Annotated in this window: 13 protein-coding genes and 1 pseudogene; 4 read left to right on the top strand and 10 right to left on the bottom strand. The window is 38.6% G+C overall.

Going from position 1 to position 21,216, the window contains the following annotated elements:
- The first annotated feature begins 55 nt into the window (after positions 1–55).
- Both J4856_RS01690 and J4856_RS01685 read left to right on the top strand, forming a co-directional pair.
- Complete coding sequence (locus J4856_RS01690; protein WP_025839816.1) at positions 56–688, top strand: cation diffusion facilitator family transporter; 633 nt, start codon at positions 56–58, stop codon at positions 686–688.
- A gap of 856 nt (positions 689–1,544) precedes the next feature.
- Positions 1,545–2,900 (top strand): alanine/glycine:cation symporter family protein, encoded by a 1,356-nt coding sequence (locus J4856_RS01685; protein WP_025839815.1) that lies wholly within the window; start codon positions 1,545–1,547, stop codon positions 2,898–2,900.
- 193 nt (positions 2,901–3,093) lie between these two features.
- Here J4856_RS01685 and J4856_RS01675 read toward each other — a convergent pair.
- Together J4856_RS01675 and fabD are read right to left on the bottom strand one after the other, a co-directional pair.
- Positions 3,094–5,259: pseudogene (locus J4856_RS01675) on the bottom strand (alpha-amylase family glycosyl hydrolase).
- 90 nt (positions 5,260–5,349) lie between these two features.
- Positions 5,350–6,234: an ACP S-malonyltransferase gene (gene fabD / locus J4856_RS01670; protein ID WP_025839812.1), complete on the bottom strand. Its 885-nt coding sequence runs from the start codon at positions 6,232–6,234 to the stop codon at positions 5,350–5,352.
- Between the two features lie 202 nt (positions 6,235–6,436).
- Here fabD and J4856_RS01665 point away from each other — a divergent pair, with 202 nt between their 5' ends.
- On the top strand, positions 6,437–7,627 hold the full coding sequence (locus tag J4856_RS01665; RefSeq protein WP_428842427.1) for an IS256 family transposase: 1,191 nt from the start codon (positions 6,437–6,439) through the stop codon (positions 7,625–7,627).
- A 267-nt stretch (positions 7,628–7,894) separates the two neighbouring features.
- On the opposite strand, the gene J4856_RS01660 is transcribed toward J4856_RS01665, so the two are convergent.
- From J4856_RS01660 to J4856_RS01625, 8 genes are all read right to left on the bottom strand, one after another.
- Positions 7,895–9,073: a PD-(D/E)XK nuclease family protein gene (locus tag J4856_RS01660; RefSeq protein ID WP_065368025.1), complete on the bottom strand. Its 1,179-nt coding sequence runs from the start codon at positions 9,071–9,073 to the stop codon at positions 7,895–7,897.
- Positions 9,074–9,534: 461 nt separating this feature from the next.
- Complete coding sequence (locus J4856_RS01655; protein ID WP_065368024.1) at positions 9,535–11,241, bottom strand: DUF4153 domain-containing protein; 1,707 nt, start codon at positions 11,239–11,241, stop codon at positions 9,535–9,537.
- A gap of 72 nt (positions 11,242–11,313) precedes the next feature.
- Positions 11,314–11,697: a fluoride efflux transporter CrcB gene (gene crcB, locus J4856_RS01650; RefSeq protein WP_065368023.1), complete on the bottom strand. Its 384-nt coding sequence runs from the start codon at positions 11,695–11,697 to the stop codon at positions 11,314–11,316.
- A 31-nt stretch (positions 11,698–11,728) separates the two neighbouring features.
- On the bottom strand, positions 11,729–14,476 hold the full coding sequence (locus J4856_RS01645; RefSeq protein WP_373277355.1) for a DUF5686 family protein: 2,748 nt from the start codon (positions 14,474–14,476) through the stop codon (positions 11,729–11,731).
- A 190-nt stretch (positions 14,477–14,666) separates the two neighbouring features.
- Complete coding sequence (locus J4856_RS01640) at positions 14,667–15,974, bottom strand: inositol-3-phosphate synthase (RefSeq protein WP_065368022.1); 1,308 nt, start codon at positions 15,972–15,974, stop codon at positions 14,667–14,669.
- Positions 15,975–16,003: 29 nt separating this feature from the next.
- The gene (locus J4856_RS01635; RefSeq protein ID WP_025839892.1) at positions 16,004–16,798 is read right to left on the bottom strand and encodes an HAD family hydrolase; all 795 of its coding nucleotides are present in this window, start codon (positions 16,796–16,798) and stop codon (positions 16,004–16,006) included.
- A gap of 120 nt (positions 16,799–16,918) precedes the next feature.
- Positions 16,919–17,962 carry a CDP-alcohol phosphatidyltransferase family protein gene (locus J4856_RS01630; protein ID WP_234967325.1) on the bottom strand — a complete coding sequence of 348 codons (1,044 nt, stop codon included), beginning with the start codon at positions 17,960–17,962 and terminating at the stop codon, positions 16,919–16,921.
- Positions 17,963–18,014: 52 nt separating this feature from the next.
- The gene (locus tag J4856_RS01625) at positions 18,015–19,643 is read right to left on the bottom strand and encodes a sugar phosphate nucleotidyltransferase (protein ID WP_025839890.1); all 1,629 of its coding nucleotides are present in this window, start codon (positions 19,641–19,643) and stop codon (positions 18,015–18,017) included.
- Positions 19,644–20,019: 376 nt separating this feature from the next.
- Here J4856_RS01625 and J4856_RS01620 point away from each other — a divergent pair, with 376 nt between their 5' ends.
- The gene (locus J4856_RS01620) at positions 20,020–21,210 is read left to right on the top strand and encodes an IS256 family transposase (RefSeq protein WP_428842427.1); all 1,191 of its coding nucleotides are present in this window, start codon (positions 20,020–20,022) and stop codon (positions 21,208–21,210) included.
- The last annotated feature ends 6 nt before the right edge of the window (positions 21,211–21,216 follow it).

The following is a 21,216-nucleotide window of genomic DNA, read 5'->3' as shown; positions in this document are numbered from 1 at the left end:
TCAAGATTTTTATTTAAGACAGATTGTAGTCATCAAACAGGAACAAAAGAAAACAATGTCAAACAATATAGACCGTTCTTCACAAGAGAAACGTACAGCCTTTGTGGTTGTCTTCGCCTTCTGCGTAATGCTTGCCGAGATTATCGTAGGATTATCTTCTCACTCTATGGCACTTTTCGCTGATGGAGTTCACATGGGATCGCATGTGTTAGTTATTGGACTTAACTGGGCTGCATATGTACTAGTACGTTCTTTGCAAAATAAGCGTGCAACTCATTATGATACTGAAAAGGTTCTAAACTTGGCAGCTTTTACAAGCGGAATCTTTTTGGTTCTCACAGCAATCTTTATTATTGTTGAAGCTGTTGAACGATTCTCAACTCATGAAGAAATATTCAACTATGAGCTTGCATTACTCACAGCAGGGATAGGCCTGTTGGCCAACACGATAAGTGTTTCCGTTCTTCACGGTCATCATGGCACGGCAGATTATAATAGCCATGCTGCCTACCTTCATGTTCTTTCAGATGCTTTGACGGAGATTGGAGCCATCATCGGAATACTCTGTGCAATGTTTTGGCATATCACTTGGATTGATTCTGCCGTAGCTGTTATCAGCGCATTAGTTGTTCTACGTTGGGCAAAACGACTCCTATGGGATACAGGCAGACTCTTGACGAAATCTTAAGTTTACTTGTTTTGCTGAATACAAGATGACGGATTTGACCATAAATATAAAGGAGTTTGAGCCGTAAAAAGGTTCATATATCTACCTTAGGCCCTCGTAGAAGAATCTAAAAATTCTTTGGTTTGCATAGTTCCTCACTGATCAGACCACAAAAACTACACCTCCTCCATTACCTTAGTTTCACAATGACTATCTCACAACACATCCCAAACCATCCATTACACTATATATCATAGTGAACATAACCTTCTGCACAACTGGTGCTAAGCATCCGCACCAATTGTGCTAAGCCTCCGCACCAATTGTGCTAAGCCTCCGCACAAAACATGCCAAGTATCAACACAACAGCGAACGATGATGAACATTCTCAAACATTGCGTAAGTTAATACCATAACCCACTCTATCCCATTGGCTGCGTTAGATTTACACAAAGTTAATTGGCTGTAAGTGTTAATATTTAGAACAAAAAGGATATAGTATTCCTCTACTATCTCTTACATAGCTTAATATTTTGTCTCTATACCATCTCATATAGGTAAAATGCTTCTATTTTGTTTATAAAACAATGTGTATGAAACGCTTAGGCTAAACTAAACAAGTACTTTTCATCGACGGACACAATGTATTTCATTATCTTCTGAACTCTAGCAACCGACATAATCCTTTAAAATATCTATCTATAAAACTAAACATTAACAATAACCCTGATATAAGTATTAAAAGTAACAATATAACCAAGAGAAAATAAGCAACTATCATAAAATGTCATTCTTTAACAAAAAAAATCGCAAATCACTTGGAACATATTACAATAAATTCTATATTTGCGCATTCCTAAATTAAAACTATACCCCTATGAGTCTATTAGATTATGTGAAAGCATTTAATGGCATTCTATGGAACGATTTTCTAATGTATGCCCTTCTTGGTCTAGGTCTTTTTTACACTGTTTACCTAGGATTCCCACAAATTAAACATTTGGCTTTAGCCTTTAAGTATGCCTTTGGACCTATTTTTAAGAAAAAAGAAGAAAAACAAGATAACAATATCAACTCCTTCCAGGCACTTGCAACTGCCGTAGCTGCACAAGTAGGTACTGGAAACATTGGCGGTGTCGCTACAGCTATCGCCATGGGAGGAATGGGTGCAATCTTCTGGATGTGGCTGTCAGCTCTTTTAGGTATGAGTACCATTTTCTCTGAGGCAGTTTTAGCACAGATGTATAGAAAGATTAAAGACGGAGAAGTTGTTGGTGGTCCAGCTTACTACATCCATCATGGCTTAAGAAGTAAGATATTAGCATGCTTCTTCTCAGTTTGCTTAATCTGTGCTCTTAGTCTTGTTGGTAACATGGTACAGGCCAACTCTATAACAATAGGTATCACCTCTATTTGTAACATCAGCCCTTATATTGTTGGTTTGTTGATTGCTGCAATGGTAGCCTTTGTAATTGTTGGCGGACAAAAACGAATCACAAAAATAGCAGAGTTTGTAGTACCCTTCATGGCACTCATTTACATTATTGGTTCTATTATCATATTGTTCATGTTCTCTGACCAGATTGGTAACGTCATCTCATCTATCTTCACAGATGCTTTCTCATTAAAGTCAGTGGCAGGTGGAGCAGCAGGAACAGTAATGCGCAACGCTATTCGTTATGGTGTAGCTCGTGGTTTGTTCTCTAACGAGGCAGGTATGGGTTCTACACCACATGCACACGCATTAGCAAATGTGAAAGATCCATCAATACAAGGTTTTGTTGGTATGGCTGGAGTTTTTGTTGATACCATGCTTATTTGTACGTCAACTGCTTTGGTTATCATGGTTACAGGAGCCTACAAGGATGGTTCTCTACAATCAGTTGCTATCACCCAAGAGGCATTTAGAATAGCATTTGGTGAATCAGGACTAACCTTCCTTGCAATAAGTTTGTTCTTTTTCGCTTTCACGACAATCATGGGTTGGTATATCTTTGGTGAAATGAATGTGAAATATCTATTCGGCCCTGGCGGCATAAAGTACTACCGATTGCTCGTCATCATTTGTATCTTCGTGGGATCAATATTTACAGCAAACTTAGTATGGGAACTCGCTGATACGTTTAATGGTCTTGTTGTTATCCCCAACCTTATAGCCTTAATCATATTAGCGCCGAAAGTAAAACGAACATACAAGAATTTCCTCAAACGCAGACATGCTGAAAACATATAATGAGATTTTAATTTTATGATTGAGTTACACTGTTATCTAGAAGAATAAAAACAAATGATAAATATCAGATTCTAAAAGACAATCTGTACTCAAAAAAAATCAAAGAAAATTATAACTTTAAAAATAATCCTCACTTATCTATATCAGTTAAGTGAGGATGTTTCTTTATATAAACTATTTTCTTAAATGCGCTCTATGCAGGAATAACCTTAAAGCGAATTCGGAATGCATGCTTCTCTTCATCCCAGTTTGTGCCCAACATCTCAAAACGCCCAATCTGTGCAGTTGAACGGACGTGTTTACCAATACACAGACAAACATCGAAGTCGCCAATACGAACCAGTCGTAACATATCCGATGCATCATTTGGAAGTTTGCCTACATCAACACCTTCAGGGATACTATTACGATCAACCATCTCAAAAGTTACAGGTAAATCATCCTCTATCAAACGATTCATCTCATCCGCTATTGCCTTCTCTTCTTTCCGATCAGGTTTATGGTCGATGATAAAAGTCATCTTACTCTTCTTTCGTTCAATATGAGCATTATTGCTACGTTCTGCCCCAAACATACGCTTCATCACCTGATTTAGCAGATGTTCTGCCGTGTGAGCAGGAGGGAATTCCTCTTTATTGTGTGCATTTAATACGTAGTCCACTGTTTACTTCTTTATGTGAAACTTATAAATTCTACCATAGTTCGCTTCGATATCCAAAGGTACTTGACCATCACGCTTCAACGCTACTTCTTTTGTAAAGCCTGAAAGCAAGTCGGTCATCTCCACCTTTTGTTCTGGAATACCAAGTAAGTCGAAAGCGTGAGAAGGAATCGTCACGTTGATTTTTACGCAACTCTCATCGAAGTTAGCAACTATCAACAACACTTCATCATCCGCTTTACGCAAGAAGGCAAACTGCTTATGAGGATTAAACTGCTGGCTCTGAGGGTTGACATACATCAAATCAAAGGTCAATCCCTCACGTATAGCTTTCTCACGATTACAGAAACGGAGAATTTCTTGATAAACAAGTGATAACTTCTTCTCATCGATTGTCAAAGCTTTGCGATTGAAGAATCCTTTATAAATAGCATCAACCGTCCAATAATCAAAGATTGTTGAACGACCATCCTGCCCAGAGAACCCTTCTTTATCCATACCTCTTTCACCAAACTCCTGACCAGCATATACCATAACAGGATTCTGTTGAAGCAGAGCAGAAACAATCATACCAGGAACTCCCTTCCAAGGATTACCTGCAAAGAAATCAAAAGCAATACGCTGCTCATCATGATTTTCAAGGAAGTAAAGCATGTGGTCGCGAATATCATCAACCTTTTGCCACTCATGCGTAATAGAAGAAGCAGGACACTCGTCGCACATCACACCACGAACACAGTCGTACATTCCCACCTTATCATAGAGATAGTCGAAACCTGACTCAACATACATACGATATTGATTAGGATCGTAAACCTCACCAATGAATATCATCTCAGGATAACGCTCCTTCACCTGCTGTGTTGCGTATGCCCAAAACTCATGTGGAACCATCTCAGCCATGTCACAGCGGAAGCCATCAACGCCCTTTGCTGCCCAGAAAAGAAGAATATCAGTCATCTTCTTCCATGTAGAAGGAAGAGGATGATAGTGATAACTTCTACCGCCTGCATCACAATAGTCTACACCATAATTTAGCTTTACAGTCTCGTACCAATCGTTCTGCTGTGGGTGAGAATCGAAACGGTCGTTACCAGTACACTTTGCTGGGAACTCATAATAAGCCTCAGCATCATGAGCATAGACATTATCAACAACCCCAGAAAGATCAAGCTCTTCGCCCGGACAGTAATAGAAATTGTTCTGCGCATCAAAGTGCTTTCCTGTATCATCACCTTCTCCAATATCTTCAATACCCTTTGGCTTAGCAATGCTCTTGTATTGGCGAGCAACATGATTAGGTACAAAGTCGATAATTACCTTCATTCCTTCAGCATGTGTGCGAGCTACCAGTGCGTCAAACTCTGCCATACGTGCATCAACATCTACCGCAATATCTGGGTCGATATCATAATAATCGGTAATAGCATAAGGCGAACCAGCACGTCCCTTTACAACACGAGGGTTCTGTGTAGGAATACCGAAGGATGAATAATCAGTACATGTAGCATGACGGATAACTCCTGTAAACCAAAGATGAGTGACACCATAGTCGTGAATGCGACGCAACACACCCTTATCGAAGTCATTCATCTTCCCTACTCCATTCTCTTTTAGAGTACCATACTCTTTATTCGTAAGATTTTTATTACCAAAAGTACGAGTGAAGACCTGGTAGATAACTAATTTAGTTTTCATAAACAAAATAAAAAAGAAAAACCCTCCTTCGTCCCCACTCTCAAAAGGAAGGGAACGGAAGAGGGGTAACTATTTTATTATAATTTTGAATCAAAGAGCGTGTGCATTGACAGTCTTGTCAATACGGCCAATCATACCCTGCAAAGCAGCACCAGGTCCGCACTCAACGAACTCTGTAGCACCATCAGCAATCATATTCTGTGCGCTCTTTGTCCAACGTACGCTTGATGTAAGCTGAGCGATGAGATTCTTCTGAATTTCAGCTGGATCTGTATGTGGCAATGCATCTACGTTCTGATAAACTGGGCACTTTGGTGCATTGAATGTAGTTGCCTCAATAGCTGCCTGCAACTCATCCTTAGCTGGCTGCATCAATGGAGAGTGGAAAGCACCACCTACCTTCAATGGCAATGCACGCTTAGCACCAGCCTCCTTCATCAACTCGCAAGCCTCATTGATACCCTCTGTTGAACCAGAGATAACCAACTGACCTGGGCAGTTAAAGTTAGCTGCAACACATACCTTACCTTCTTTTGAAACTGATGCACAGATTTCCTCAACCTTCTCATCAGGCAAACCGATGATTGCTGCCATAGTACCTGGATTCTGCTCACAAGCCTTCTGCATAGCATTAGCACGAGCAGAAACGAGTTTCAAACCATCTTCGAAACTTAATGCACCAGCTGCAACGAGTGCTGAGAACTCACCCAAAGAGTGACCAGCAACCATATCTGGCTTGAACTCATCGCCTAAACAAAGGGCAGAAATAACACTATGAAGGAAGACTGCAGGCTGAGTTACCTTTGTTTCTTTCAGCTGCTCGTCAGTACCAGCAAACATAATATCGGTTATCTTGAAGCCAAGAATCTCGTCAGCCTTATCGAAAAGTTCCTTTGCTAATGGGTTATTGTCATAGAGGTCCTTACCCATACCAACGAACTGAGACCCCTGCCCAGGGAATACAAATGCTTTCATATACTATTGAATTGTTTAATTATTAATATTCTACAGTGTGCAAAGGTACAGAAAAGAAAGGAGATAGAAAAGAAACTAAGTAAAAAACACTATCTGACGATGTCATATCAACTGTGTCAACGGCTAACACAATAAACTCATATAACCGCTGTTATATCAGCATACTTAGATTTAGCAAATGACACAAGACGAGTACGCCGAGATGTTGTCTCAGGCAAAAGAACAGTTCAAACAAGGTACTCCTTTGTTTGGTAAGGATGGTGCATTCCATCGTGTATTGGAAGATTTCCTCAATTCAGCTCTCGAGTGTGAGATGGACTCTCACCTTTATAACACTAAGACATCCACAAAGATTAATCGCCGTAACGGCAAGATGTCCAAGGAGGTTCAAACAGAGTATGGTCCTGTAGAAATAGATACTCCACGTGACAGAGAAGGGAGTTTTACCCCTGAGATTATCAAAAAACGACAGACGATATTAGCAGAAGGTTTGTCCGATAAGATTATCAGTCTTTATGCTACAGGTCAGAGCATGTCTGACATAAGTAAGTTCCTTGAAGAGAACTATGGTACCAAGATATCCAAAGAGACAATAAGTAACATTACGGACAAGGTCTGGCCTGAGATAAAAGCCTGGCGCACACGCTCTTTGGAAGAAGTCTATCCGATAGTTTGGATGGATGCTATCCATTACAAGGCACATGACGACACGGGTGCTACAACATCTCGTGCAATATATAATGTCATTGGTGTTGACAAGGAAGGACATAAAGATCTTCTGGGTATGTATGTATCTCATAGCGAGGGCGCTAACTTCTGGCTCAGCGTACTTACAGACCTTCAAAACAGAGGTGTCAAAGACATTCTTATAGCTTGTGTAGATGGCCTTACGGGCTTCCCAGATGCCATCCAGAGCGTATTTCCTAAGACGGATGTACAGCTATGTATTGTACATCAAATCCGTAACTCAGTGAAGTATGTCGCCAGCAAGAATCAGAAGGAGTTCCTAAAGGATTTGAAGATGGTTTATGCTGCACAAACTAAGGAGAAAGCAGAGATAGAACTCGATAATTTGGAGAAAAAGTGGGGTAAGCAATATCCTATCGTCATCAAGTCGTGGCGTGACAAGTGGGATAACCTCTCACACTATTTTGACTATACGGAACCTATCAGACGTATCATGTATACTACCAACATTGTAGAAGGTTATCATCGTCAGATACGTAAGGTAACAAAGACAAAGGGAGTTTTCCCAACTGACGAAGCTCTCTTCAAACTCGTATATCTTGCCTATCGTAACATCAAAAAGAAATGGACTCAGCCATTGCGAAACTGGGGCCAGACAGCCCAACAGTTCGCTATAAAGTTTGGCGACCGCTTCCAATTATTATAGGTTCATGAAGTTAGGCATCCGGAAATTAGGCAGTTCAAAAATACTGTCGTATCTTTGCAACACCAAGAGAAGATGCGATGGTTTATACCACCAGCAAATTAAAAATCAGGCTGGGCATCGAGCCCAGCCTGATTTTACCAAGAGAAAGACTGCTCCGGTTTGCCCATCAGCATTACTCATGCTCCTAAAGAAATGAAGCCAATGACACAGTTCAGATGACGTACCCCACTATCTGGTTTGCATCACACTCCCCTCTCATAAATATAATTAATTTGTATTCATCTTATCTTGTACTAACTTTATTAAAGCTACTAAGTCTGCATAACCAGACTCTACTGTTGTATATTTCCAACAATACCACCATATATTATCATTAGTTATCCAGCCTTCTAACTCTCTTTCCATCAATAAAGATTCACAGAAAGTCTTTACTTCTGGTATAAGTTGATCACTTATATGATGCCTACCAAAGCCATAATATATATTCTTATTCTGAAGATTTTGTTCTATAAGCACTGCTATTTTGTACTTTTCACTATAAGGCAATATTATTCCTGTCTTGAGATAGTTATCATCATTACTATGGTGTAACAATTCAAAAGTATTAAACTCCACACCCAACTTAATACTCCATTCTTCAAATATTTTTTTATATGCCTCTATCATTAAAGCATCTATATAACCTGACAAGTTATCTATCGCACTCTTATTAGCTTTCAAAGCGCGAAGCTGTTCTTCTCCATTTTTATCTTCAAGTTGCAAACTTGAGGTTATAAGATTCTTAATATTTGGATCCATCTTTTTGTATTTATAATTGTTTGTCAATTGTATTAAATAAGCTTTATACTGGTAAATACCAGAAGCCAAGTCTTCCTCCTTACGTGGTATCTCTTGATAATATTCATCTAACCAGTCTATTATATCCTCTTTATAAGAAATATCAACATATCGCTTAGAAAAACGACCTTTAAAATTTCCCCAAGTCTGTTCAGATGCATGTTCATATTGTGTACGCGTAATGTAAATAATATAAATCTTTAATAACGAATAACCAAGGCGTATACACTTTTTGATATACCTACTTAACTGTTCTGATTGCTCTTTTGCTCCATGTATCTTATTCTCTATAATAATAGCATACTTATTATGTTCACAAATAAGACCATCAATTCGATACCTCTCAGATGTAATCTGAGGTGAAACCACACTTTCTTCATCAAAATCGAATCTCCTATCATATCTCCTTTTTAAGAAACTAATAAAAGAATGTAAAGTAGTTTTATCCCGAAGCAGGTTTACCAATATCCGACTATGAGCATTCTCATCTGCCCAAACTTCTTCCAATAAATTAAATTTATATGGAAGTTTATTTAATTTTTCACCTAACAACTTCGTTAGTATTAACAACTCTTTGTGACCTAATGGTCTAAACAAATTATTTGGCATCACGATATAATTCTTTTTATAATAGCAACTTTACACTTAAACACAAATCGGTCATTAGAACACAACATTCATCTATCTTACTTTCCATATTATTTCCTAACATCTTTTTTGTCGATCAGATTAGACGGTCTTATTCACTAATGAACGACATGAGCTTGAAAGTTGCTGTCACTACTGTCAGCCTAACATATAACATAAACATCTTATAATGTGTATATTACAAGAAATGTTAAAAGTGACAGCAACTAAAAACAAAATCTATTTAGGTTCTAATGATTGATTTGGATTAAAATTTAAATAAATAACATTATAATTTACCCATACCAACGAACAGAAAGCCCCACCCAGAGAAATCGAATGCTTTCATATTCTATTGAATTGTTTAATTATTAATATTTTACAGTGTGCAAAGATACTGAAAAGAAAGGAAATCATGAAGAAATATTCTCTAAAATAGAACATTACTTCTTAAACAAGATTCCTCTTAAATCTACACTATGCTCATTCAAATCACCTTCAAGATTGGTCATGTAAAAGCAGATATTCTTACCATAGAATGTTATTGGAAGAGGATTGTCTGCTTTATCCATCTCATCCAATGTATTAATAGGAATAGAGATAACATCCTCTACTTTCTTATCATTCAGTATATAGTCCATCGTTATAAACATAGTATTATTCTTTGTTTCAAATGAAAAACGTTCTGAAGAATAATCATGTCCTACAATTCTATAAGAAGTATATCCCTTAGGAATTCTACAGAGTGAATCTGAATGTTTACAATCAATATCTACAAAGTGACTTTCTGTTTTAACCTCTGACCTATATAAAAATTCATATATAAAGACTCCCTTTCTATCAACAAGTTCATCTATAGCCAACGTATCAAATGTGCTTGATAAATAGTAAAGTTTATCGGAAAGCTGTTCACCTTGAACTTCTCCTATTTTATTTAATAGTTTCTTATACGTAGCACTATCCATTGGAAACTTCGTTACGCCATTTTCCATAGCGATCTGCTTTATATCACTTTGCAACTTATTACGTGTAAAAGTAAAGACATTATAAGGCAATACCGTGAGTGTCAGCATCAAAACTGTAAACGAACCTACTATCCATGACAAACGCTTAGACTTTACCACGTAAAGCCCAATGCAAACAGCATAACACCAAAGGTTGAAGGCAAGTAAATATATACGTAATACAGATATTCCATAATCGTTAAAACGACGGATAATACCAATAGACATCAAAAACAATAAGGGTAATACGACTATGGGAAGATAACGTAAAACTAACTGATCAAAGCGTTTCTTCTCTGCTTGGAAATTGACAGGATAAAGCAGATAGACAATGACAATTGTCAGGAACATCAGTGCAGTTACCAACCAACTGACCCAACCATTAGGCAACGTCCACGTTAGAACGATCTTAATAACATAAAGATACAAAGTTAAAAGGTAGACCAAATGAAGTGGTATCACCAAGAAATGTATGACACCATTCATAAACTTATTCTCCGTCCAATTACGAACAGCATATTTATCTTCTCCTGAAGGGGTTTGAAGCACAACTAACGAAGGTGCTAAGAAGAAGAAACAGAAGATAAGGAGATAGAGTACTTGCGTTTCCTCAACATGAAAATCGAACAGAAAAATAAATGACTGTATCAATAACTCCAGACCTAAAAACAAAATTAATGATACAATAAGAGACAAAAAGATATGCTTAACAAAACCTAAGACAAAATTGATTGCAGGTCTATCATCTTTCTGCCCAACAAAAGGAATAACCCAAAGAGCCAATACAATAGCAACACAACAAGCAACACAAGATGCCTTAAAAGAATTATTCAAGGGAAAATTATGCGAGAAGAAAACACAGATAGTCGTCCAAAGAATATTTGATAAAAGATTTATTATCAAGCTTTTTCCTCTGGATTTATTCTCTGAATATAAGTGAACAACATAAGAGAAAACAGTTCCCGACAAAGGCCAAAAGATCATGAAAAACTCTATTCCTGACTCCAAGTTCTGTCGCTTATGGCTGAATATCCATAAATATACTGTTGCTATAATAATATAACAAAAGGTAAAAGGAAAACGTTTTAACGTCTTGACAATATGATCATATTTGTCTGCAAGACTCATTTTATTGAACAGCATCATGAGTATAATTCTTTAAATATAAGTTTCTTCTAACTTAATTATCAAATAAAAGAAATAAGGATAATGGTAGAATTAGTGAATAGACATAACAAGGTGGCGACCAGCTAATAAAGCGATAAAGCCTAATGCAAGGGAGGAAATGATATAAAGGGAGGAAACAATAAAACCATCCCCTCCCTTTAATAACGTTGCATGCTCATTCATAAAAGTTGAAAAGGTTGTAAAACCTCCACAAAAACCAGTAGTAAGCATAAGGCGAACAGCTGGACTAACTCCTCCATTATCACTGGATAATGAGGAAAAAACCCCTATAAGGAAACATCCAAGTACATTTACAACCATTGTTCCCAAAGGAAATGAGCCAGCTACCGCTAACTGAACATACTTCGAAATTACCATTCGAAGACTGCCACCAACAAAACTTCCAATACCGACTAAGATAATATCCTTTATCATATCTAACGATGATTAAATTTGCTCATAGGGATTAGAAAACCAGATTAAAACCAAATCTAATACCATTCTTTGATATTCCAGGAGCATTCGTATAAGTAAGTCGACGAACGTAATCAACCTCCAAAAACTTGAAGATATTATGTACTCCGACAACAAACTCCATGTAAGGATCGCGCGTCATTACACGTGTATCGACAGGGAACTTATACAATTCTGTATCATTAGCATTCTGTGGTAAGTATGGGTTGTTCTTATCTGTTAAGTGTCCCCACATTCCTTTAAAAGCAACATACTCACGCCACTTCAGTTTCTTAATGAGTGGAAGACGATTGAAAATCTTACCTTCTAAGTCCCACGCAAGATTAAACTGTGCATATCGGTCATTAAGGAATTCAAGTCCTTTCATAAGGTTGAACGTTCCTTGATGCTCGAAATAAGACGTGTTTACAGGAGGAGTGATAAGGAATTGGAATGGCACCTTGTTCCATTGTGCACCACCTTGCACACGCGTATCAATGTGGCCCCAGCTACCTAACCAGAAACGTTTATAAATAGAAACCTCAGTAAGATTACTATTAAAGTCGCCCCCTAAGAAATGCTTAATACCCATTGTATGCTTAACATTGAACTCTGGTGCATCGAGATTTACAGTCATACGCTTTTGCTTTGAGTTCACATAAGACTGTCCAGGACGATAATTGAATCCAAGACTAACCTCACTCACACGCAGTTTATCTACCAGCGTACCATCCATCTTCTCATATACAAGTTTACCTGTTGGCCTGTTACTCTCAGTACGAAGTTCCAAACTTGTAGCCAAACCATAATCAGTCTCCCAATTAAAGTTTATCTTCTGACGATTAACAAAATACATCTGCTCAACCTTCACTGGGCGGAATGTCATGAAGATATTATCTTTATTATGCTTCAGATACTTATCTGATGGAGACTCTACGTCACTTGTTGATTCGAAAGATATGGTACGGATAGGGAACTCAATAGGCTGATACTCGGGCTTATTAAACGAGTAGGTAACCTTTGCATCGTAATAATTGCGATGTGACTTTGTACCATAAGCATAGTAACCCTCAAAGAACCAATGAGGATTAAACTTAGCTGTAGTACGGGCAGAAGCACGTAAACGAATGCCATCAACAAAGTTCTTTGAGATAAAAGTGTTGACAGGACCAATATCAAACTTACTTGGCTTGTCTTCTGAACCTGTTTCAATGAAGTTCTCTATCAAAGCCTTAGATGCAAATATCACCCACTTAAAATGCTTAGTATTTGCCATTCGCTTGATAAATGAGTCCATCCCAGCCTCACTCTTCGTCAGTTGCGTTGTTCTATGTGCTGCCCAGAAATCATTATCGCGCATCTTAGCATTGGTATCGTATATAATCTTTGCCTTACCCTTAAATTGTTTGTCATCAATAGGGGCAAAAGAATAGTTTGTTATACCGGTAGTGCGAATGACAATAGCACGTTGCAAGAGGTCTGTCAGCTTCAACTCAGCAATCATGTTGTCTGTTGTCAAAGCCCACTCTCCATTGCTTAACTTCGTGAATTCCTGCTGAAACTTCATTGCATCAACAAAGTTAACACCTGTATTAGCAGGCAACTGCATATCACACTTCTTCACATGAAGTGAACTATCATTCAACACATACAACTCACCACGGAATCCAAAATCCTGTTGGTTGGCTGGCATAAACTGCAAACGAATACACTGATCCTGATTTACATAGACCGTATCGTCAATATAGAAATGATAGAATGAAATAGCTGTAGAGCCTATTGGAGAAGGAAAACGTTTCTGAAGGAGGTCAATATGATCATCATAAAGATTGATATCCTTAAAGAGGTCCTTCACAATTGTATTCAAAGCTTCACCCGTCTGTATAAGTTTTGAAATACCCTTAGTAGACTGTCCCAACACGATATCCTTCTCATCACGTGGATTCTTACGATAAAGATGCTGCGTAAGCGTCTCATCTACAGATATTGGAAGAATAAGTTTGTTATTATAAGGACAAGTCTCCACTTGGTCAAGAAGCCAAGGAGCCTTCTTAAACATAGAGCCTTCAAGTTCATCAGGTGTAAGGTTATTAATAGCCATTGTCACCTTCTGATACTTATCATACTGATAGTAATCATGGTTCTCCAAATGGGTTTGCTTCTTCGCAGCAATAACACGCCGCATCAACTCTACTGCTGGATTATCCTTACGAGAATACTTATGACGTCGCTTAGCCTTCACAACAATCCCTTGAAGTTGCTTAGAGTCTGCAATAAGAGTTACTTTCAACTCTCTTGAAGTATGTGCAGTAATCTTGATATGACGTGGCTTATAACCTACAGCAGTAATAGTAAGCTGTTCACCCACCTTTCGAGCTATAGAAAAATGCCCATCAGCATCACTCGATGCACCTAACTTTAAATTCCGATAGAGCGCATTAGCATAAGGAATACTATCTCCCGTCTGCCAGTCAACCACGTAACATTGGAGCAAAGTACTATCTATCACTGCTGCCTTAGCAGCTATCTTAGCTAAAGAATCCATCATTTGAAGCAATGAGTCTGTAGCTATCACCATCGAATCAGTTGCTGTTAACAAAGAATCTTTAGCTACAAACGAAGAGTCTTTACCCGCCAACAACGAATCAATGTGCATAACATAAGGCTTTGAATTAAAGTACAAAGATTCAAATGTATATGCATGTGCTGAAAATGATACGAACAAAAAGAGAAGAGAGATTATCACTCTCGTCTTTATCATTCGCAGTCCTTCTCTTGTCTTATCAAAGACAAAAAATGTATGATTCGGCTTATTTAGACTCATTAATCTGTTCATATCTTACTTTAGTGTTAGAATCATGCAAGACAACTTATTATCGTCATTTTGCATTCAAGAGTTCTCCTATCCCATAAAAGGGTTTAGAGGACTTTTCTGTTAATTGAGGAGATTATTAATCTATCTCTTCATCTGCTTCATAGCCACCCATCTCTCGAATGGCATTCTTCAGCATGGTATACTGTTCAAAGAGGTTATTGACAGCTTCCTCACCACGAGTGAAATCGTGCATTGGACTCTTGAGGAAGATACTCAAGAAACGCTGAATACCATAACGACCAGCCCTTGCTGCAAGATCAGAGAGCAGTGTGAGGTCAAGAAGCAATGGTGCAGCAAGGATTGAGTCACGGCAAAGGAAATTAATCTTTATCTGCATTGGATAACCCATCCAGCCAAAGATATCAATATTGTCCCATCCCTCCTTATCGTCATTACGAGGTGGATAATAATTGATACGCACTTTATGATAGATATTACCGTAAAGATCGGGCTGCTCATCAGCTCTACAAATGGTCTCAAGTGTCGACAACTTACTTACTTCCTTTGTGTGAAAATTAGCTGGTTCATCAAGAACCAAGCCGTCACGGTTGCCCAAGATATTCGTTGAGAACCAACCAGCAAGTCCAAGGTTACGTGTCTTGATAATAGGAGCAAAGCCCGACTTAACCAATGTTTGACCAGTCTTAAAGTCCTTACCTGCAATAGGCATACATGTCTTCTCTGCTAACTCCCACATAGCAGGTATATCAACCGTTGTATTAGGAGCACCCATAATAAACGGACAACCTTCTGTCAATGCCGCATAAGCATAACACATAGATGGAGCAATATGCTCTCTATCATCTGACTTCATAGCCGATTCCAATTGCTCAAGTGTCTTATGATATGCCTCGTCGTATGGTACATAAATCTCGGTAGAAGCTGCCCAGATAACAACTACACGCTCACAGCCATGCTCTTTCTTAAAGTTCTGAATGTCTTTCTGCAATTCCAACACCATATCCCAACGTGTCTTGCAGTCTTTAACATTGTCACCATCCAGTCGCTTAGCATAGTTTCGATCAAAAGCAGCCTTCAGAGGTTTGATAGCCATCAGTTCCTCACGTACAGGTTCGATATCCTTTGCCTTCAACACTTCAGCATATACTGCAGCCTGATAAGCATTCTGAGGATACACATCCCATGTACCAAAGACGATATCGTCTAAGTTTGCCAATGGAACAATATCTTTGTAATGAAGATATTTCTTATCTGCTCCGCGTCCTACACGGATTTTATCATATTGAGTCATAGAGCCGATAGGCTTCGTAAGACCCTTGCGTGTCATTAACACTCCAGTCATGAAGGTCGTAGCAACAGCGCCGCAACCAACGACCATTATTCCTAATCTGCCTTCTGCAGGCTTTACGTTTGTTTGCTTCATGATTAATACTGCAATATTTAATTAACGCATTAAAGCGGCGTATATTGTCTTAATATAGGTTGTAGTTCAACTAAATTCTTAATAACATAATCTGCCACACACGTTGTTGGCTCTTCCGACGTCCACCCTTCACCTTTTAACCAAATTGTATGGCAACCCATTTCATGAGCTGGAAGTATATCTTTTGTGTAGCTGTCACCAATCACAACAACGTTCTCAGCCTCCTCATCCAAAGAATTCACAGCTAAATTAAATATCTGTGAATCAGGCTTTCGAACACCTACAACAGCACTTTCTGTTACTGTTTCAAAATAAGAAGATAAATCAAACTCCTCAAGAACAACCGACATATTCCCATAGAAGTTTGTTACCAAGCCTAACCTATGGTTCTTCTTTAACTCAGATAGGACTCGCCTACTCTCTGATATATTGGTTTTTACCTTCTCATAAATATCATTCAACAGAATTCTTTGCATCTGTTCAGCCTCAACCTTATCTGCCGCTAACCAACCACAACTAAGTAAGTATTCAAACTCTATACTTAACTTATTCGTTAACATCGAGAAGAATGTGTCATGTGACTGTATAATAGGCTGCTTTCCTAAGGTACGCTCTGCATGTACATAGGCTTCACGAAACTGCTCTTCTGTCACAGGAATTCCATTCCTTTTGTATGCATACCATAGAAACTTACCCCAATGACAACCTGCAGTATCAAGTGTACCACCAAAGTCAAAAAGAAGTGTTATCGACTTCTGCTCATCTCGTTGAGTAGGAAGTGGTGATGCTTCTGTTGATGGTTTCTTGTTCAACTTACTATTCATTCTAAACAATCTAGTTATTAACGATTATAATTAACTGGTGTTCAATTACCTTATTCAATAATGAAAAGTATTTCTTTAACTTTGTATCAATCCAAAGTTGTAGAGCATTACTTGTCTCGGTTACTCCTTAAGCATAAGACGTTTACATAAATTCTCATGCCTTTTGTGCATATAAACATACAGCAAGTTATACAAAGTTATTTCAACTACTAAGTAAACCCATGGACAATTCAACAAACAAGTGACATATAAAAGGATTGCACGACTATTGAACGTCATGAAGTTTGTGAATGGCATTAATGGTCTGCTTCCCTTCAAGAAGCTATCTTTAAGTTCCTGAGGAACCTGTTCTATACTCCCATACTTTTTAAGTAACGCAGCATGAAACTTCTGAAAAGCCGGGGTTCTGCGCTCTTGGCTTTTACAATAACGCTGGTAATTAATATGAAAAGCACGATCCCAAAAGACACCCTTCTTTCCTTTCAAGCTTTCAACTATATCATGTTCATGTTCGTACGAATCTAGTTCTGATCCATCCTTACCCTTTAAGAAATAAAGATGAATCTGTCGGTAATAATCGCTCAATGAACTTTGTGGGGAGTGACATAACAAACTTGCAATGGCTGCCAAGGCTAATCCCCATAAGCCCCACACCTCTGATGTACCGGGTATTGGCTGATACCAAAGTCGTAAGACTATAGCAAGATAGATTGAGAAAAACCACACATCACCTGCAAACCCATCTAAACAGCGCCCCTTCATAGACTGTTGACGAGTAAGCCTTGCCAGTTGTCCGTCTGTTGAATCACAAAAGTTTGCTAACATCAAGAGAAAAATTCCGATGATATTATATAAGGTATCGGTAAAGTAAAACATTACACCCGCACCAATTCCAAGGAAGATAGAAAGAATGGTAATAGTATTAGGCGTAACACCCAAGCGATGCCAGAACAAGGCAAATGCTAAACCTATGGGGCGAGTAAAATAGATATCAAGCCATTCTTCCGTGTCCATAGACTTGAAAGAGGCATGAAGAAGACTAAAAAATCCTATCTTACCATCTTGTCCTTCGCCCAAATAAGGTGAAGAGGACTGAGCTGCAAAATGAGCGTTGTCTTTTGTTTGCTGAGCAGTTGCTATATTATTTTGTTCTTCTTTTGTCATTGTATTCTGATTATTTAGAAACGATTCAAGTTGAAGAATAACTGACTATCAATCAACTACAACTATTCATATCGCCCTTACACTTCTCGTTAGAGGAGGTTTTATAAGAAGCCTCAACCTTCTGTTTCATCCGTCTAACGATAGCTTTTGCCGCTTCTTCCCTACATCTTGAGAAACTGGGAAAGTCATTAAAATCAATGATGACATAACTGCCATCCTCCCGTACTATCGCATCACCACCATAAATAGGCGTCTGTAGTAAACAAGCTAATCTCTCCGCATCAGCCTGTAAGTTAGAAGATGAAAATGAATAATACCGCGGTTTACCATTCCTTTCTTCATCACCAAACTTTGTTTCAGTATCAGCACCTGAATAATAATAACGGAAAAAAACAGTACCTTCAACACCATAGAACTTCACAACGTCACCTTTTACGTGTGCTTGCGTCACAACATCTGTGATACCACGCTGCATAAAGGTTGATTTTATCTTTTCGACTTCTGAACAATCATGACAGAAACAGACGTCTTCTTTGCTTTGTGTCGATGCATCAGCGCGCTTTACCCAATAACCATCATTACCTTCATCAGGTGGTAATGGGAGATGGTTTTCACGCATCACCTTATCTATATTACTCCTTTGACAAGCCCGAACACCAACAGATGAGTTAAGAACTAATATACCACTTCGCTCCAACTGTTCAAGACACTCTAAAGTCTTTGTGCTGCGCGCCATAGAAATAATTTGGCAATTGGCATTTACAGAATCTACTAATTCAGATGAAACAGACTGATTATAAGTACTAAAACGATTGACAAAATCATCTTCACTTATTATCGTGGCATCTTCTAAAAGACTACCAACCTCTTGCAATACAGCTAAATCTTTCTCCTCAGAATTAGGTGAATAGCAGGCTGCACGTTGTATCAACAGGGTTTTCCCCTTACAACAAGAAGATAAGTTATTTACTCCTTCATCAGCCTTTCTTATATCATCTATATGGTCGATATCAAACACCTTTGTCAGCGGATAAGCTTCTATTCGCAAGCCAGCTGCAACCAATGCACGCTGAAAATTACGCATCCGTCTCTCACCTTTTTCTATACAAGATTCAAGAATATCAAGCGAAGAAGCTGTCAACCCATATATACCTGCAGAAATAAAGCGAGAATCTACTTGTGCATTATCGTAATAGCCATTAATGCGCATGACATTGTCAACACCAACATAAAGTGGTTTTTCATCATCAATATAATCTGTAACACCCATCAAAGCGGCTGTCCCATGTGCTATCTTATCTTGAAAGGATAAGACGTAATCATGAAACTCTCTCTCGTCAAAGATTGTATCGACTGTTGTTAGGATAAAAGGTTCATCATGAAGAAAGTCGCACAATTCATAAAAACTATGCATTGAACTCTGCGTAGACTTTACGACAAAACACAACGGGATGGGCAAACCATTCAAACCTTCGTCTTGTATCATCTTCAAATGACTTGCCACATCATACATCTGCTCATTACAGATAACAACAATCTCCGTGGCATTATTTTCCATGAAAATCCTTATTAATCTGTCTATGAGCCGTTCTCCCCTTACCTTCACCAATGGTTTAGGTTCGGTGATACCTTCTTGAGCCAGTCGTGAACCATCGCCAGCTGCAATAATTGCGAATTTCATCATTGCAAAGATACATAATTCTAAGGAGATAAGCCCCTTTCTCGGTAACGTTTTTCTACTTAAATATACCCCAAAAGAAACTTTTATAATACTTTTATCGACTTACAAGCCTTAATACTTAACTAACCCCTCTGAAAGTGACAGAAAACAAATAAGATAAATAAAATAATAACAGCCTCATTGGAGTACATAAGAGCACGAAGAAATTTTATTACAAAAACAAGGAGAAAAAGAGGTTCTTCCGTTAAATGCGTAGACGTCTATCATGCGACGATGTCATATCAACTGTGTCAACGGCTAACACAATAAACTCATATAACCGCTGTTATATCAGCATACTTAGATTTAGCAAATGACACAAGACGAGTACGCCGAGATGTTGTCTCAGGCAAAAGAACAGTTCAAACAAGGTACTCCTTTGTTTGGTAAGGATGGTGCATTCCATCGTGTATTGGAAGATTTCCTCAATTCAGCTCTCGAGTGTGAGATGGACTCTCACCTTTATAACACTAAGACATCCACAAAGATTAATCGCCGTAACGGCAAGATGTCCAAGGAGGTTCAAACAGAGTATGGTCCTGTAGAAATAGATACTCCACGTGACAGAGAAGGGAGTTTTACCCCTGAGATTATCAAAAAACGACAGACGATATTAGCAGAAGGTTTGTCCGATAAGATTATCAGTCTTTATGCTACAGGTCAGAGCATGTCTGACATAAGTAAGTTCCTTGAAGAGAACTATGGTACCAAGATATCCAAAGAGACAATAAGTAACATTACGGACAAGGTCTGGCCTGAGATAAAAGCCTGGCGCACACGCTCTTTGGAAGAAGTCTATCCGATAGTTTGGATGGATGCTATCCATTACAAGGCACATGACGACACGGGTGCTACAACATCTCGTGCAATATATAATGTCATTGGTGTTGACAAGGAAGGACATAAAGATCTTCTGGGTATGTATGTATCTCATAGCGAGGGCGCTAACTTCTGGCTCAGCGTACTTACAGACCTTCAAAACAGAGGTGTCAAAGACATTCTTATAGCTTGTGTAGATGGCCTTACGGGCTTCCCAGATGCCATCCAGAGCGTATTTCCTAAGACGGATGTACAGCTATGTATTGTACATCAAATCCGTAACTCAGTGAAGTATGTCGCCAGCAAGAATCAGAAGGAGTTCCTAAAGGATTTGAAGATGGTTTATGCTGCACAAACTAAGGAGAAAGCAGAGATAGAACTCGATAATTTGGAGAAAAAGTGGGGTAAGCAATATCCTATCGTCATCAAGTCGTGGCGTGACAAGTGGGATAACCTCTCACACTATTTTGACTATACGGAACCTATCAGACGTATCATGTATACTACCAACATTGTAGAAGGTTATCATCGTCAGATACGTAAGGTAACAAAGACAAAGGGAGTTTTCCCAACTGACGAAGCTCTCTTCAAACTCGTATATCTTGCCTATCGTAACATCAAAAAGAAATGGACTCAGCCATTGCGAAACTGGGGCCAGACAGCCCAACAGTTCGCTATAAAGTTTGGCGACCGCTTCCAATTATTATAGGTTCAT

The organism is Prevotella scopos JCM 17725 (assembly GCF_018127785.1).
GTDB lineage: Bacteria > Bacteroidota > Bacteroidia > Bacteroidales > Bacteroidaceae > Prevotella > Prevotella scopos.
Note: the sequence above shows the minus strand (reverse complement) of the source record. Positions and strands in the feature narration are given on the sequence as shown.

What these genes read in the sequence shown, in the direction of transcription:
- J4856_RS01655 (WP_065368024.1), bottom strand. Translation starts at nt 11,241, where the DNA reads ATGATGCTGTTCAATAAAATGAGTCTTGCAGACAAATATGATCATATT.
- J4856_RS01690 (WP_025839816.1), top strand. Translation starts at nt 56, where the DNA reads ATGTCAAACAATATAGACCGTTCTTCACAAGAGAAACGTACAGCCTTT.
- J4856_RS01660 (WP_065368025.1), bottom strand. Translation starts at nt 9,073, where the DNA reads ATGCCAAATAATTTGTTTAGACCATTAGGTCACAAAGAGTTGTTAATA.
- J4856_RS01620 (WP_428842427.1), top strand. Translation starts at nt 20,020, where the DNA reads ATGTTGTCTCAGGCAAAAGAACAGTTCAAACAAGGTACTCCTTTGTTT.
- J4856_RS01635 (WP_025839892.1), bottom strand. Translation starts at nt 16,798, where the DNA reads ATGAATAGTAAGTTGAACAAGAAACCATCAACAGAAGCATCACCACTT.
- J4856_RS01625 (WP_025839890.1), bottom strand. Translation starts at nt 19,643, where the DNA reads ATGAAATTCGCAATTATTGCAGCTGGCGATGGTTCACGACTGGCTCAA.
- J4856_RS01685 (WP_025839815.1), top strand. Translation starts at nt 1,545, where the DNA reads ATGAGTCTATTAGATTATGTGAAAGCATTTAATGGCATTCTATGGAAC.
- crcB (WP_065368023.1), bottom strand. Translation starts at nt 11,697, where the DNA reads ATGATAAAGGATATTATCTTAGTCGGTATTGGAAGTTTTGTTGGTGGC.
- J4856_RS01665 (WP_428842427.1), top strand. Translation starts at nt 6,437, where the DNA reads ATGTTGTCTCAGGCAAAAGAACAGTTCAAACAAGGTACTCCTTTGTTT.
- fabD (WP_025839812.1), bottom strand. Translation starts at nt 6,234, where the DNA reads ATGAAAGCATTTGTATTCCCTGGGCAGGGGTCTCAGTTCGTTGGTATG.
- J4856_RS01640 (WP_065368022.1), bottom strand. Translation starts at nt 15,974, where the DNA reads ATGAAGCAAACAAACGTAAAGCCTGCAGAAGGCAGATTAGGAATAATG.
- J4856_RS01630 (WP_234967325.1), bottom strand. Translation starts at nt 17,962, where the DNA reads ATGACAAAAGAAGAACAAAATAATATAGCAACTGCTCAGCAAACAAAA.
- J4856_RS01645 (WP_373277355.1), bottom strand. Translation starts at nt 14,476, where the DNA reads ATGATAAAGACGAGAGTGATAATCTCTCTTCTCTTTTTGTTCGTATCA.